This is a genomic window from Pedobacter sp. N36a (assembly GCF_014472395.1).
Lineage (GTDB): Bacteria > Bacteroidota > Bacteroidia > Sphingobacteriales > Sphingobacteriaceae > Pedobacter.
The window spans coordinates 382,370-399,060 of the sequence record NZ_JACSZW010000004.1; the positions used below are offsets into that span (position 1 = coordinate 382,370).

General features: G+C 44.1%; 9 protein-coding genes. 7 read left to right on the forward strand and 2 right to left on the reverse strand.

Translation table 11 applies throughout. The annotated features are described in order from the left end of the window. Positions 1 to 29 precede the first annotated feature (29 nt). The 7 genes from H9X96_RS10480 to H9X96_RS10510 all read left to right on the forward strand — a co-directional run bounded on the left by H9X96_RS10480 (position 30) and on the right by H9X96_RS10510 (position 13,544). Entirely contained in the window at positions 30 to 8,063 is an 8,034-nt protein-coding gene (locus H9X96_RS10480; protein ID WP_187666221.1) for an MBG domain-containing protein, read from the forward strand. 44 nt (positions 8,064 to 8,107) lie between these two features. Further along, complete coding sequence (locus H9X96_RS10485; RefSeq protein ID WP_187666222.1) at positions 8,108 to 8,998, forward strand: PorP/SprF family type IX secretion system membrane protein; 891 nt, start codon at positions 8,108 to 8,110, stop codon at positions 8,996 to 8,998. 129 nt (positions 8,999 to 9,127) lie between these two features. Beyond that, the gene (locus H9X96_RS10490) at positions 9,128 to 9,808 is read left to right on the forward strand and encodes an aspartyl/asparaginyl beta-hydroxylase domain-containing protein (protein ID WP_187666223.1); all 681 of its coding nucleotides are present in this window, start codon (positions 9,128 to 9,130) and stop codon (positions 9,806 to 9,808) included. 4 nt (positions 9,809 to 9,812) lie between these two features. Continuing rightward, positions 9,813 to 10,772 carry a hypothetical protein gene (locus H9X96_RS10495; protein WP_187666224.1) on the forward strand — a complete coding sequence of 320 codons (960 nt, stop codon included), beginning with the start codon at positions 9,813 to 9,815 and terminating at the stop codon, positions 10,770 to 10,772. After that, positions 10,759 to 11,709, forward strand: coding sequence for a phytanoyl-CoA dioxygenase family protein (locus H9X96_RS10500; RefSeq protein WP_187666225.1), 951 nt, complete (start codon positions 10,759 to 10,761; stop codon positions 11,707 to 11,709). The genes H9X96_RS10495 and H9X96_RS10500 overlap by 14 nt, the downstream gene beginning before the upstream one ends. A gap of 1 nt (position 11,710) precedes the next feature. After that, a complete protein-coding gene (locus H9X96_RS10505) occupies positions 11,711 to 12,283 on the forward strand; it encodes an adenylyl-sulfate kinase (protein WP_187666226.1) in 573 nt (190 codons plus the stop codon). 322 nt (positions 12,284 to 12,605) lie between these two features. Continuing rightward, complete coding sequence (locus tag H9X96_RS10510; RefSeq protein ID WP_187666227.1) at positions 12,606 to 13,544, forward strand: methionyl-tRNA formyltransferase; 939 nt, start codon at positions 12,606 to 12,608, stop codon at positions 13,542 to 13,544. 448 nt (positions 13,545 to 13,992) lie between these two features. Here H9X96_RS10510 and H9X96_RS10515 read toward each other — a convergent pair whose 3' ends face one another. Next, entirely contained in the window at positions 13,993 to 15,639 is a 1,647-nt protein-coding gene (locus H9X96_RS10515; RefSeq protein ID WP_187666228.1) for a hypothetical protein, read from the reverse strand. Between the two features lies 1 nt (position 15,640). Further along, a complete protein-coding gene (locus H9X96_RS10520; protein ID WP_187666229.1) occupies positions 15,641 to 16,690 on the reverse strand; it encodes an HlyD family secretion protein in 1,050 nt (349 codons plus the stop codon). Position 16,691 lies beyond the last annotated feature (1 nt).

The following is a 16,691-nucleotide window of genomic DNA, read 5'->3' on the forward strand; positions in this document are numbered from 1 at the left end:
AAACGAATCTGATTAACACTCTCCTATCTATGAAAAAATTATCTATAACAGGCATCGCTGCCTTATTTTTATTGATGCTGTGCTCCTTTATTCCAAAAAACAGCACAGCACAAATCACCGCTGGAGATTTTGCCATTGTGGGATTTAATCCACTAGGCCAAAAGGCTGAAATCTCCATCATGGCTTTAAAGGAAATCCCCGCAGGTACAGAAATTAAAATCACGGATAATGCTTATCAAGATGGTATTTTTAGGACGAATTCCACGGATGGAATCCTGACATGGACTAGCCCTGCTGCTGCTGTAGTTTCAGCAGGAACAGTGATCAGAATAGAATTTAACAACACCAGCGCTACCATTACGCCTAATCTTGGAACAGCTTCCGTTACAACAGGCTGGATATTAGGAGATATTACCCCACTAGCCGGCGACAGCTGGATCATTTATACAGACATTGCTGGGGTTAAAACATACATTTATGCATTAGGAAACTGGTCGACCACCGCAGCTCAGTTTATACTTGATCCCAACACAGGCTGGGTGACCTCAGGTTTAAATACAGGATCAGGAACCTCGCAACTTCCTCCTGGCCTTGCATCAGCAAACGCTTATGTTACCATTACCAACAATCCTCCAGGAAAAACACACCAATCTTCTGCTTATAATTATTATAAAGGCACATTGATGGGCAACAAGACCACTTTATTGGCAGCCATCAATAATGCAGACAACTGGATGAGTGACAAAACAACACTTACCCCCATCACTCCGGGTATAACAGGAGCCTTTCCTGGCGTACAACCTATTTTCACTATTGTTGACGGGCCATTCGTAACCAGTGTATCCACTACTGCCAGCGCAGGACTAAAACCATTCTTTACCACTATTCCTATTACGATCAGTTTCAGTGAAAATGTCACCGTAACCGGCTACCCTCGATTAAAATTAAACGTGGGTAATAATTATGCCAATTATGTCTCAGGAACTGGCAGCCAAAATCTTCGATTTGAATATTTGGTATTCACTCTAGACTCCAGTACCGACCTTGATTACGAAAACATCAATTCTCTATCTTTGAATAGCGGCACCATAATAGGTGCAGCGAGTAAAGCAGCTATACTTACGCTGCCTGCTCCAGGAACGCCCAACGCTTTAGGAGGCAGAGGGATTAGTGTAGACCTGCTCTCTCCTACTGTCAGCAGTGTAAATACGACCATTGCGAATGGCAGTTATGCCACCGGAAAGGTCATTCCTGTAACTGTGAACTTCTCTGAAGCTGTAACAGTAACAGGTACACCAACACTGCTTTTAAATACGAGCGGCACGCCGCTCAATTACCTTTCAGGCAGCGGAACTTCAACTTTAACATTTGAATATACCGTACTGGCAGGACAAAGTACTGCCGCCCTAAATTATGCAAACACAGCCGCCTTTGCTTTAAACGGAGGAACCATTAGGGATGCTGCAGCAAATGTGGCCACACTTACACTTCCTAACCCGTCAATGGGTCTAACAGGACCTTCAGGCAAAGCCAACATTATCATAGACACGACAAGCCCAACTGTAACCAGCGTAAGCGGTACAAACGGGACTTATAAAATAGGATCAATTGTTCCAATCAGCTTAACTTTTTCGGAACCGATCACAGTTACAGGCACGCCATTATTAGCGCTGAATGTTGGTAGTCCAGCTGGGAATGCCAGCTATGCAAGTGGCAGTGGGACCAGCACTCTGACCTTTAATTACACAGTAGCTGAAGAGCAAAGTGCTACTGATCTGGACTATACCAGCACCACCGCCCTTTCCTTAAACGGAGGAACACTTAAAGATGCGGCAGGAAACAATGCGACATTAACACTGGCAAGTCCTGGGACAGCAGGCTCGCTGGCTGCAAACTCCAGCATTGTGATCAACGGTACCCCCCCAACAGTAAGCAGCATCAACAGAACTACGGCTGCCGTAACCAATGCCAGTTCAGTGAATTTCACGGTTACTTTTTCTGAAGCAATAAGCGGCATAGATATCACAGACTTCAGTCTTATTTCTACAGGTATCGTAAGCCCAAGCATAAACAGCCTTACTGGATCAGGAACTACTTATACGGTTACCGTAAATACAGGGACAGGAAATGGTACGCTGCGTCTGGATTTAAACGCCGCAGGTACGGGAATTGTCGGAACCTCCTCAGGGAATGCGATTCAAACTGGATATACTGCCGGTCAAACTTATACTATAGACAAAACTCCACCAGTGGCTATGGCTGGACCAATCCTTACTGCTGGAGATCAGCAACTTGTATTGGATTGGACTGCCAGCCCCACTGCAAACTCCTATAAGATCTATGGCGGAACCACTACCACTACAGCGACCGCCCTTTTTCAAACCCTAAGTGGTTCTACACTGAGCTATACCCACACTGGTTTGACGAATGGCAGCACCTATTATTATGCCATTTCAGCAGTTGATCAGGCAGGAAATGAATCTATGAAGAGTGTAACGACTTCTGGGACACCAAAAGCTTCTCAAACCATTACTTTCAGTGCGCCAGCTCCTCAGGTTTATGGCAGTTCATTTGACCTGACTGCAAGCAGTACTTCTCTATTGCCAGTTACATTTAGCTCTAGTAATATTGCGATAGCCACGGTTTCTGGAAACACAGTTACCATTGTTGGCGTAGGAGCGGTAAATATCACAGCAAGCCAGGCAGGAAATGCTAATTTTGTAGCAGCGACTCCAGTAATCCAGTCTTTGCAAATCACCCCACTGCCAGTTACTGTTACTGCTACGGCCAGTTCAAAAATATTTGGCAATCCGGAACCGCTGAGTTTCGGCTTTAGTATCAGCCCAGCGCTGATCGGTACTGACACAAAAACAGGAGCGCTGGCCAGAGTAGCTGGAGAAAATGCAGGCAGCTATGAAATTGGCATTGGTACATTTGCATTGGATCCTTTAAAATATACCATAACTTATGCGCCTGCTAATTTCAGCATCAGCAAAAAAATAGTAACGATTAACCCAGTTGTGAATACTAAAGTATATAACCAGATTGATCCTAGGTTAAGCTTTCTCATTGACGTCCCTGCTGTTCCAGTTACAGGTGCACTAGCCAGAACTGCTGGAGAAGATGTAGGATCATATGATTATGACATCAGTGGAATGACGGTAGGTTCCAACTATCAGCTGGCATTGACCCCAACACCTAAATTCAGCATTACTCCTTTAACCATCAATGTGACCGCCAGCGCGACCACTAAAGCGTATGGTGATGCAGATCCGATCCTGGCTTATACTGCTACTCCGGCATTAAAATCCGGCGATTCCTTTACCGGAGCATTGGCAAGAGCAGCGGGAGAATCCGTAGGAGCTTATGCACTGAATCGGGGAGACCTTGCTTTAAGCAGTAACTACCTGCTGAATTTCATCACTCCGGTGAATACCTTCAGCATTACGAAAAAAACAATTACCGTAGTTCCTGTGGCTGTGGCTAAAGTTTATGGTGAGCCAATTGTGCCTGCGACTTACAACTACAGTCCGGCCTTAGCAATTGGTGATTCCTTTAACGGAAACCTGACTGTCCCAACTGCAGGCCCGGCCGGAGATCACGACTTTAACATCGGTACACTTACTTTATCTGGCAATTATACCCTTGTTTTTGCTCCTGCTGCAATTAAATACAGTATCTCTAAAAAACCATTGACCATTACCCCTGATGCCAATCAAGGCAGGGTATTCGGAGCAGCAGCTTTACCGATTACCTACAGCAATTCGGCACTGGCCAGCGGTGATGTGCTGACTGGTGAATTGGCTATCGCTGGCGGTACAAACGCTGGTGATCATGCGATCACACTTGGTACACTGAGCATGGCGGATGGTAAAATCATCAATTATGAAGTTAGCCTGGCTCCGGAAAACTATAACATCAGTCAGAAAGCAATTGTGCTGACTGCGGCATCACTGTCAAAAACTTATGGTGAGGCAGATCCGACATTAACTTATACCAGCAGTGCAGCGCCAATTGCTCCGGATGCCTTTGCTGGTACCTTAGGACGAGCGCCAGGAACAAATGTGGGCAGCTACGCGATTAACCTGGGTAGTTTAGCACTAAACAATAACTATACGCTGACTTTAGCGCCTGGAGCATCATTGGAAATTGTCAAAAAAGACATCTCCGTATTGGCCGAAGCGAAATCTAAAGTTTATGGCGGTACTGATCCTGAGCTGACTTATACTTCCAGTCCGGCATTAGTGATTGGTGATACCTTTAGCGGTGCACTCTCACGTGCAGCTGGTGAAGAGGCAGGCGCATATGTGATTGGAAAAGGAGATCTTGCTTTAAGTTCAAACTATAACCTAAACTATAGCCCTGCCAATTTAACGATCGGCCTGCAAACCATCAACGTGACCGCAAAAGCGAAAGCGAAAATTTATGGTGAGGCAGATCCAGCATTGGAATATGACTTCACACCGGCCTTAAAATCTGGTGATACCTTTAGCGGTTCGCTATCCCGTACAGCTGGTGAAAATGTAGGATCATATGTGATTGGAAAAGGAGATCTTGCTTTAAGTTCAAACTATACCCTGAACTATAGCCCGGCCAATTTAATAATCGGCCTGCAAACCATTAACGTAACTGCGAAAGCAAAAACTAAAATTTATGGTGAGGCAGATCCGGCATTAGATTATGAGTTCACACCGGCACTAAAATCTGGTGATGTATTTATTGGTGCATTATCCCGCGCAGCCGGTGAAAATGTAAGCACTTATGCCATCGGAAAAGGAGATTTGGCTTTAAATTCAAACTACATCCTGAATTATACACCTGCCAATTTGACGATCGGCCAGCAAACCATTAACGTAACCGCAAAAGCGAAAACTAAAGTTTATGGCGAAGCAGATCCGGCATTGGATTATGAGTTCAGCCCTGCACTAAAATCAGGGGATGTATTTACAGGCAGCCTATCTCGTGCAGCTGGTGAAACCGTAAACACCTATGTCATCGGAAAAGGAGACCTGGCTTTAAATTCAAACTATATCCTGAACTATACGCCTGCCAATTTAACGATCACCTTGAAAACCATTAACGTGACCGCGAAAGCGAAAACTAAAGTTTATGGCGGTACTGATCCTGAGCTGACTTATACTTCCAGTCCGGCATTAGTGATTGGTGATACCTTTAGCGGTGCACTCTCACGTGCAGCTGGTGAAGAGGCAGGCGCATATGTGATTGGAAAAGGAGATCTTGCTTTAAGTTCAAACTATAACCTAAACTATAGCCCTGCCAATTTAACGATCGGCCTGAAAACCATTGAGGTTACCGCGAAAGTGAAAACTAAAGTTTATGGCGAAGCGGATCCAGCATTAGAATATGATTTTACACCTGCTTTAAAATCAGGTGATGAGTTTACCGGCGCACTGTCCCGTGCAGCTGGTGAAGATGTAGGCACATATGCGATTGGAAAAGGAGATCTTGCTTTAAGTTCAAACTATACCTTGAATTATACACCTGCCAATTTAACGATCGGCCTGCAAACCATTAACGTGACCGCAAAAGCGAAAGCGAAAATTTATGGTGAGGCAGATCCAGCATTGGAATATGACTTCACACCGGCCTTAACATCTGGTGATACCTTTAGCGGTACGCTATCCCGTGCAGCTGGTGAAAATGTAGGATCATATGTGATTGGAAAAGGAGATCTTGCTTTAAGTTCAAACTATACCCTGAACTATAGCCCGGCCAATTTAATAATCGGCCTGCAAACCATTAACGTAACTGCGAAAGCAAAAACTAAAATTTATGGTGAGGCAGATCCGGCATTCGATTATGATTTCACACCTGCTTTAAAATCTGGTGATGTATTTACTGGTGCACTATCCCGCGCAGCCGGTGAAAATGTAAACACCTATGCCATCGGAAAAGGAGATCTGGCTTTAAATTCAAACTATATCCTGAATTATACGCCTGCCAATTTAACGATCGGCCAGCAAACCATTGAGGTAAGCGCGAAAGCCAAAACTAAAGTTTATGGCGAAGCAGATCCGGCATTGGATTATGAGTTCAGCCCTGCACTAAAATCAGGGGATGTATTTACAGGCAGCCTATCTCGTGCAGCTGGTGAAACCGTAAACACCTATGTCATCGGAAAAGGAGACCTGGCTTTAAATTCAAACTATATCCTGAACTATACGCCTGCCAATTTAACGATCACCTTGAAAACCATTAACGTGACCGCGAAAGCGAAAACTAAAGTTTATGGTGAGGCAGATCCTGCATTGGATTACGACTTTACGCCGGCATTAAAATCCGGTGATAGTTTTACCGGTTCACTATCCCGCACAGCAGGAACATCTATCGGCAACTATGTGATCGGACAAGGCAATCTGGCTTTAAATGCAAATTATACGCTTGCATATACCCCGGCAAACCTGAGCATTACTGCCAAAGCAATTGCCGTTCAGGCAGTCGCAAAAAGTAAAACGTATGGCAATGCCGATCCATTATTAACGTATACTGTGACGCCAGCCCTGGTTAATGGTGATGCACTTAGTGGTACACTGTCCAGAGCAAGCGGAGAAAATAAAGGTACTTATGCGATTTCTAAAGGCAGCCTGGCTTCCAGTACAGATTATACGCTAAGCTTTACCAACGCAGATTTCACGATTAATGCTGCTCCTTTAACCATCACAGCAGAAGCAAAAGAGAAATTCACTGGTACTGCAAACCCAACATTTACTGCGCAGTATACGGGTTATGTAAATGGAGAAGACAATACGGTACTGACAAGCCCGGTAGTATTCAATACACCGGCAACCATCAACAGTCCAATTGGAACTTATGACATCATTCCTTCAGGAGCAGCTGCTGTCAATTACAGCATCACTTTTGTTAAAGGTGTACTGACCGTAAAAGCGGGATCGCCAACAAACGTATTGCTGGCTGCAGCTACGCTATATGAAAATCAGGTTTCAGGAACTGCAGCAGGTAAATTAAGCAGTACCTCCGATGACCCACTGGCTACCTTTACTTATAGCCTGGTGAGTGGAACCGGCGACACAGACAATGCTGCTTTCCGCATTGCAGGTGATCAGCTGCTAACCGCAGCAAGTCTGGATTATGAAACTAAAAAAGTATACAGTGTAAAAGTTAAAAGCACCACCCAACATGGTTTCTCTCTTGACAAAACCTTCAGCATCAACCTGAGCGATGTCAATGAAATTCCTACATTGGATGCGATTGCCAGCAAAACCATTTGCTATACGACCAATACACAAACTATTGATTTAACAGGCATCAGCGCTGGTCCGGAATCTGGACAAAATACTACAGTTACCGTATCCGGCAGCAACGCTGCATTGTTACAAAGCTTAACAGTAGCACCTGGTTCTGGCGGCAAAGCGATCCTCAGCTACCGCGTTAAAAATGGTGCTTCAGGCATCAGTACGATCACCGTTACCGTAAAAGACAATGGTGGAACAGACAATGGTGGTGTAGATACCTATAGCAGAACGTTTGTACTGACTGTAAATGCTTTACCGGTGATTGCCATTAATGCCAACATCGGCAGCAACAACAACAGCAGCAGCACGGAGGTCAGCAAAGGTGAAACCCTGGTATTAACCGCCAGCGGTGGCAGTACTTATGTTTGGGCAGTTCACAACAGCATTATTAGCGGTCAGACAAGTGCCAGCCTTACGGTTAGACCTAGGGAAACGACTACTTACACGGTTACCGTGACCAATGCCAATGGCTGTTCTGAGCAGAAAAGCTTTACCGTGAATGTACTGGACGATCTGGTGAAGATCAAAGCCACCAATATTTTAACGCCTAACGGTGATGGTTACAACGACAAATGGATCATTGAGAACATTGACTTCTATCCGAACAATGAGGTGAAAATTTTCGATCAATCAGGAAGAATGGTTTACGGTAAGAGGAGCTATGACAACAGCTGGGACGGAATGCTGAATGGCATGCCACTCGCTGAAGGTACCTATTATTATGTCATCGATTTTGGTAAAGACAGACAGAAATTCAAAGGATTTATCACCATTGTAAGAGAGAACTAATGAACGCTTTAACTTTCAATTTCACCGACTCAAACATCTTCAAGATGAACAAAATTTATAAATATGGGTTAGGTCTGCTGATGGTTTTCACCATCGGCAGCACTGCCAAAGCACAGCTGAATCCTTTAGCCGCACAATATTATACCAATCAGTATCTGATCAATCCGGCAATGGCGGGAGCTCATCAGGGACTGAGGTTTAATGCTGCTTATCGTAAATTATGGAGCAATGTACCAGGATCTCCACTGACCCAGAATGTTACTGCTGACTATGGTTTTAATAAGGTGGGTCTGGGCTTAAATGTGTACAATGAAAGCGCTGGTCTGCAAAGACAAACACGGGTAGTGGGAACTTATGCCTATCACCTGAAAATGAACAATGAAGACAATCAGCTTCATTTCGGGGTCTCTTTCGGTTTTATGAGTCAGCGATTAGAAAACAGTGATATTTATGGCAATCCAAATGATCCAGGGGTTGGTCAGTATAATGACCGAAAAACTTACCTGGATGGTGATTTTGGAGCAGCTTATACCACAAAGAAACTGACGGTTCAGGCTTCCATTCCCAATCTGAAAAGTGTGCTGAAGAAGGACGTGATTAAGCTGGCCGATGTGTCTACTTTCTATGCTGCCGCAAGTTACCGTGTGAATTTATCTGAAGGGGAAAATGGGTTCGACCTGGAGCCTAAAGTAGCCTATAGAGGGGTTCAAGGTTATGATAACATCTGGGATGCCGGTGCACAGCTGGAAATTGCCAACAAACAGGTATTCCTGACCGCCCTATACCACAGCACAGAAAATGCAACTTTTGGTTTAGGAATGGACTTTAGAAAGAAATACCTGATCTCTGGTCACTATACCACACAGACTTCCGCATTGAGCAAGTATACCAATGGTAGTTTTGAGCTGAACCTCAGACTGAACCTTGGAAAATAAACGGAGCTGATAAAATACAGCTCAGCAAAGGCTATATTGTGCTGTTCAGCATGAATTAACGTACATTTAAATGCATTAAAACAGGAGATTTTTTAATCTCCTGTTTTGCGTCCATTAATCTTTGAAGTTATGCCATTAACACATCTCAAATTTAACATTCATTACGACCATCTGCAGCTCCAGCAGGAATTGAAATATTGTCTGGAGCAGGAATGGCCAATGCATTTCAACACCAACGATTTTAATGGGGATTGGAGAAGTATTTCGCTCCGTTCGGCCTCCGGTAAGAGTGAGGATATCTATGCCCATACCGGCAGTTATCAGGACACTCCATTGCTGCAGGCATCGCCTTATATCAACAGCATTGTCCATTCCTGGCGCTGTGAAAAGGAGTCGATCCGATTACTGGCCCTTGCCCCTGGAAGCATCATTAAACCACATAAAGATCCTGGCTGCAGCTATATGGAAGGAAGTTTCAGGATTCATATCCCTGTAGTGACCAACCCTGGGGTTCATTTCATGATCAATGACCAGCGTCTGCAATTGAAAGCAGGGGAATGCTGGTACCTGGATTTTAATGAGTCGCACAGCATTGTTAATGAAGGGAAGGAAACAAGGGTTCACCTGATTATGGATGGGATCAGGAATGCCTGGACCGATGAGCTGTTCAGAGATCATGGTTTTCCTATCTATGAGGTACCTAAAGGTCCGTCCTATGATGAAGCGACTAAACTGCTGATCATCGCCGAATTGGAACGCCTCGATACCGATACCGCAAGAAGTGTGATCCAAAAACTAAAAAATAATTGAGCGCATGAGGCCTGATTCACCTTTAACAAATTGGGTACCCTACCAACTGTTTCGTTCTGAAGAAGAAGAATGGATGCTGCATTGGATGGATCTGGAAGATCGCCAGATGAAAGAACCTTTTTTTGATGATACCATTGCCATTTCCCACTTAAAAAGGAGGGAAAAGAAGCGATTGCCCAGTGTCAGTTCTCCGGATTTCCTGTTGGCAGCAGCAGCTGAAATTCCACATGTTCCAGCAAGTGCTTTTGTGTTTCATATTTCGCGATGCGGATCTACACTGCTGAGTCAGGCCTTTGGAGAGGAAGCCGAAAATATCATCATCGCAGAAGCTCCGTTGCTAGATGAGCTGCTGAGGGCTTCGGAAAGAGGAACAATTACTGACTCGGAAAGAAAACATTGGTTTATGGCTGCCCTCAGCTTATTAGGTCAGCGTAGAAATGGAACCGAGCAGACCTTGATCATTAAGCTCGACAGCTGGCACCTGCATTTTTATGATACCTTACGCAGCTGGTATCCTGACACGCCATTTTTCTTTCTATTGCGCAGACCAGATGAGGTATTGGCCTCTCATGGGAAACAGCCAGGAATACATACCGTTCCCGGAATGGTCAATAAACAACTGCTGAACATTGATCCGCTGAAAGATTATGGCGGCGATTTCAGACAATTTACAGCCGATGTTTTAAAAGGGTTTTATGAACAGGCATATCTGATTCAACAGCTGCAGCATTCGAAAAATGATTTCGCCGATTATGGAGATGGCATCTCTGAAATGATTGATCAGTTTTCAAGCTTCGCCAATATTCAGATTAAAGATCGGGAACAGCTCAATAATCGCCTAAAATACCATAGTAAATCAACCACAACAGCCTTCCAGAAAGACCGTATACCGGAACCCAAATACCATTATGCAGCGTGTATGGAGGCCTATCAAAAATTAAAAAAATCAAATGAGAGATTGTAGTTTCAGCAGCCAGTTTTACGAAAATCATGAGCTTGTAAAAAGAGGAAAAGGTATTCCCCGTGATGCAGATTACCAACATACAGAAGAAATATGGATGAACATTTATGGCCTTGGCAAATTTGAAACTTATGCCTTCCTGTACCGGGATTGCCGGGATTATGATCATTTTATAGAATGGGCAACGGCATTGAAAGGCGCTGATTTTTTAAAACGCGCCAGTCAGGATTTTCAGCAATGGCAGGAAAATAAGAACGCTGATTGCCCAGCCGAGGATTATCCGAAGGTGTTAACAGCAGAACAACTGAGCTTCTGGGAGGAAAATGGCTACCTCAGAATTCCCCAGGCACTCGAAGCGGAACATTGCGACAAGTTGAAACAACGCATTTGCAGACACCTGAACCTGCACATGGATTACCCGGAAACCTGGTACATTCCACATCCAGACTGGCAAGGGATCATGCTGCAGATGTATCAAAATGAAGATATTGAGGCCGTCAGACAGTCTCCAGCAATCAAACAGATTTTTGCGGAGCTTTACCAAAGCAATCAGCTCGTGGCCATCCCGGAAAAATTAGGTTACCATCCGCCGCAGAATGAAAATTGGGCACCGCCGCAAACAAAATTGCACTGGGACCTGAACATAGACCGCCCAATAGGGTTTCATATTCAAGGACTGATCTATCTCAATGAGGTGCCTGAAAATCGTGGTCCGCTGCAAGTGGTGCCAGGATTTCACCTGCGCTTCGAAGAATGGATCAAAGATTTCTCGAGTCTGGATAGAGCACATGAGTTTCTTCGGATTACCGAAAAATCAGTACCAGTGCCAGGTGGTAAAGGTGACCTGATCCTGTGGCGTAATACTTGTCCGCATGCGGCAAGTGCCAACCTTTCTGAACTCCCTAGATTTGTACAGTATATTAGCTATCATAAGTTGTAACATGGGAATCCTCATTCAGTTTTGCGGGCTCTCCGGTGCCGGAAAAACAACATTGGCGAATGCCCTGGCAGAAAAATGGCGTCAGAATGGTCGGAAGGTGATGGTGATGGATGGCGACGATTATAGGCAGTCGCTGTGTAAAGATCTGGGTTTTAGTAAAGCCGACAGACTGGAAAATGTTCGCAGAATTAAGGAAGAAGCGAAACGCATTAGCGCGGAGTATGACCTGGTGCTGCTCTCCATTATCAACCCATTTGAAGCAGGAAGAAAACTGGTGTTTTCAAAAGAAGAGATGGAACTGGTATGGATTAAATGTGGCTTGTCGACATTGAGAGCAAGGGATACGAAAGGGCTGTACTTTAAAGCGCATTTGCCAGATGGACACCCGGATAAGATTTATAACCTGACCGGGGTTAATGATGCGTTTGAGGTTCCAGGAGCAGCAGCGCTGGTCATAGAAACGGATGTGCTGGGCTTTGAAGAAAGTTTGGAGTGTTTAAACAGGTATTTGGAAGGGAAAGAATTGGAAGGGAAAGATTTGGAAAAAAAGAGGCAGGAACTACTCCAAGGCTGAATTATTCCAATGCTCCCTTGAGGGGAGGCATTGAAATCCTTCTAGGCCTTGTCCTAGCCTATCCTCTTTTTTTTAGCAACCGACAATATTCCAACCGGGTTAGGTTTTGCTAATGCTTTCTTTATGAAGCATGATTAGTTATGGTGGATACGGAGCCTTTTTTTGAGGAGCCAAGAAACATGTAATAAAACCTGTTTATTCCAAAAAATTATATTTAATTGCGTTACATTTAACACGAACATTAATATTTTACTGGATAAACGAGTGTATTAAATTTCCTGGTTTTTCCAGCAATAGGAATACCTCTTCCAAAATCTTTTTTATGAAAACCTTAATTTTTACAAATAGCGCTTTATACTTAAATACCGCTTTAAGCATTCACGAACATTGCGATGTTGCAGGACTTGTTGTTCCTGAAGAACTAAACTATGAGCTGTTGGGCACGATTGCTTATGCAGAAAGCAGAGGAATTCCTTTGTTAAAAATTGCTAAATCTGACCTTGAACAAGGTGGCAAAGTAGCCTCTTGGATACAAGAATTAAAGGTGGAAGCAGTACTTGTATTGACTTTCCCATGGATGATTCCGGAACACTTATTAAAATCAACGGAGAAAGGATTCTTCAATGTACATTTCAGCAAGCTTCCTTCTTATAAAGGATCAGCTCCATTGTTCTGGCAGCTGAAAAACGGCGAGAAAGAAACCGGTTTAACCGTTCATAGAATGACCAGCAATGTAGATAGCGGTCCGATGGTGTTCAGACAGGAATTACAATTGTATCCTGGAGAAAATTATGGTCTTGCTAAAGCTCGTTTAACTGCTTTTCTTGCGGAAAGTATGCCTCAAATATTAGAAAGAATTAAAGCAGAACAATACCTGTATGTTGGTGATGAAGACATCGAAAGTTCTTTCGGTATTCCTGAAGTAAAAGACCTGACCATCAATTGGGATACGCATACGGCCGCAGAAATCGAAAACATGGTAAATGCAGCCAACCCGCTGTACCAAGGTGCTATCACCTATATCGGCGGACAACAGGTAAGAATTTTTGAAGTGACTTCCGTTACTGGCGAATTTGATCCGGGAACCGCAGCCGCAGGAACAGTTTTCCACATAGAACCAGAACATGGTCCGATGATATTAACTTCCGACAAGTCATTGCTGCTATTGAATGTTGTAGGAACCATGGAAGGAATTTTCAGTGGAAAGAAAATGTGTGCAATCGGACTGAAAGTAGGTGATCAGTTCATCACGCTAAGCTAAAATAAAGTATTGAGTATAAAAATAACCAACTAGCGAGTAGGGACACTGTATTTAATCTTCAAAATGGAAGAAAACTCAGCATTCTCCATTTGTTATTAACAGCAAAATAATCTCACAAAAAACTGAACTACTGAAAATTAACACCATTATCCTCATAGTTATCCACAATATTTGTGGATAACTATATTCAGTTCACAAACAGATCCGGCTTATCAACATTGAAACGGAATAGGGCTATTCAGCTCCCCCCATTTAAATTAAGCCGCAAATCTATCTCCAGCTTCCCGGTTTTGAAGCCAACCGGACCTTAATTTAAAAACTCGTGTTAAGCCTGTAAATTCCTAGGAGGATTTTTATTGATCCCCTTAAAGGGAGCAATGAACATCTTCCAGAATGGAAGGGTTCAACACGAGTTTTTAACGAAGAAAGCGGGTCAGAGGAAGAGAGATTAAGGCGCGATCGCTCCAAGCATTTCTTCCTGGCGCTTCAACATCTCTTGTCCGCGGAACCGTCTCCTGATGTTCACTAACCTCCTAAAGTTGACCGGAACAAACCGATAACTCATCACGAATAACAATACGAGTCCTCCGCCAATCACAATCCATCCAAAAATCTCTTTGGCTGCAGCCATGGTCGCCTGCAATTGCACTGTGCCCCAAACACTGGAAACTGCCAGCGACTGTGCCGCTTCCACACTTCTCCCTTGCGACATTGCCCCTTGAACCAGCGGACTTAATCGTCCTGTGAGCAATGGATCATTCGCATCCATGTGCTGCACCAGAAAAGCGGTATGTTTCAGCTGACCGGCATACAGCTCATAAGCATACACGGAACTCCAGAAAGCGGGGCCGATAAATGACCTGAAAAGAATCAAGATAGAAACCGCAGCCAGCAGCTCTGTCAGCGATAACTTATCCGCGCAATACACCCCAATGGAAATGTATAAAATTGTCAGTCCTAATCCTTTTAAGAACAATGGAAAAGCCAGGTCATTGATTTCAATCACCGGACTAAAAAGAAAAAACAGGATCAGGTGGTAAAGGATAAAAGCAGTAAATCCGCAAAGCACCAATCCCTTCAGGCTCCATTCTCTTTTGAACCAGATGAAGCAGAAGAAACCACCGGCAATAGCTCCTAATGCCATCATCAGGTTGATTTCCGCATTGCTGAGCGCGCTATATTTTAACACCCCGGTAGTAAAAGCACTTTGTATCCCACTGCTGGCAAAAAAAATCCCCATGAGAAATATAAATACCAGCGACATCCACACACTTTTTCTTTTGAAAACCTCCAGACTCAGAAATGGTCTTTTCAGTAGCATCTGACGCTGAATAAACCAGGTGGTTAGTAAAACGGATCCAAAAAGAGCGTATTTAATACTTTGATTGTTCCACCAATCGAGGATTCTTCCATAGGAAAGCACGTAATTGAGCAGCATCATAGCACTAAGGATCAATACAAAACTCAGCCAATCGACTTGATAAAAAGGTACTTTTTTGGAGCCTCTGAAATTGTGCCCAAAGATCAGGACCAGGAGTAAGCAGCACAGCAAGATCGCGATCGTATAGTAATAAACGGCATGCCAGCTGTATTCAAATGATAGTTTGGTGGCAAAATAACTGGCTACTTGCGCCAGCGCAATCGACAGCGGATAAAATACGGAGTAAAACTTCGGCCTGTCGCCGCTGGGACTGATGATAAACATGATGGGCAGGATTACCTCCATCATGGCAAAGGCCTTAATCATCCCCATCACTGTATTTGCACCGATTAATACCCAGGCATGATCTGTTGTCGCGCAGACGTAGCTCAGCAAAATCAGACTGCTGAGCGACCCGATTAAGAGGTGTCTGGATCTAAAAAATTGTTTTGTGCGCAAGGCCAGTGGAAACACGAGTGCCATTCCAATGGCAGAGGCATAACTGGCCATCATCAAGTCCTCGGTCAGCATCCCCTGACTGCCCAGCATATCTCCGATATTTGTACTGTATACCCCACTGATTCCGAGGATTGGAATGGTCAGTAAAATGATCAGTAACAGCTGCACCGGTTTGGGCACCCAATCATGAAATAATCCTAATTTATAGGTCTGCATCTTAGATAGATTCTACTTCCACATTCATACCAGCTCTTAATAACTTTAGATCTTCCGGCTTGTTATCCACACTGAATTCAATTCGTATCGGTATGCGCTGCTGCACTTTAACAAAGTTACCCGTAGAGTTATCCACAGGAACTGTGGATAACTTTGCGCCCGTAGCCTGAGAGATTGCAGTGATTTTTGCCTTATAAGATTTGCTGCCTAAAGCATCTACTTTCACCAAAACTTCTTGTCCGACATGGATGCCGTTGAGCTGTTTTTCGCGGTAATTGGCCACCACCCATTTCAGTTCTCCACTTACAAAGGAAAGCAGCGATTGTCCGGCCTGGATCAGCTGACCTTCCTGCAAAGTTCTTCTCGCCACTACCCCGTCATACGGTGCGGTAATTACGGTGTAAGAAAGGTTGAGCTTTGCCATGTCTAAGGCTGCTTTGCTGCGTTTCAGCTCAGCTTCATTGACGCCAATTCTGGACCCTGCTTCTACTGCCGACAATTCCGTGGTTCCTTTTTGATGTTTTAAGGCCTGATATTGTGCTTTTAAGGCATCATATTCCGTTTGCACCTGCTCATATTGCTGCGGCGTCACCACTTCATCTTTCAATAAGGCAGCATAACGTTTATAGTTTTTCTCTGCGTTTAGCAATCTTGCAGCAGTTGCTGCAAGATTAGATTCGGATACCGCGACGTTATTTCTCAGCGTATTTACCCCTGAAGAAGTTACATTTCTGGCCGCCTGCGCGTTCATATAAGCGGCTTCGGCCTGTGCCAGGGCTATTTTTAACTCCCTGTCGTCGATCACCACCAGGGTATCTCCCTTTTTTACAGATTGGTGTTCTATGAAATAGATCTTCTTGATGTAGCCAGCCACCCGCGTATTAATGGGCGTAATGAACTCTTCGATCTGTGCATCGTTTGTATATTCCGATTGGTCAAGTTTGAAATAGATGACGCCGGCCCAGATCAGTCCGCCGCTAACCATGAGGATAAGCAGGGCGTTAATGATGCTGAAATGTTTTTTATGTAATGGTTTCTTTTGATGTGACATG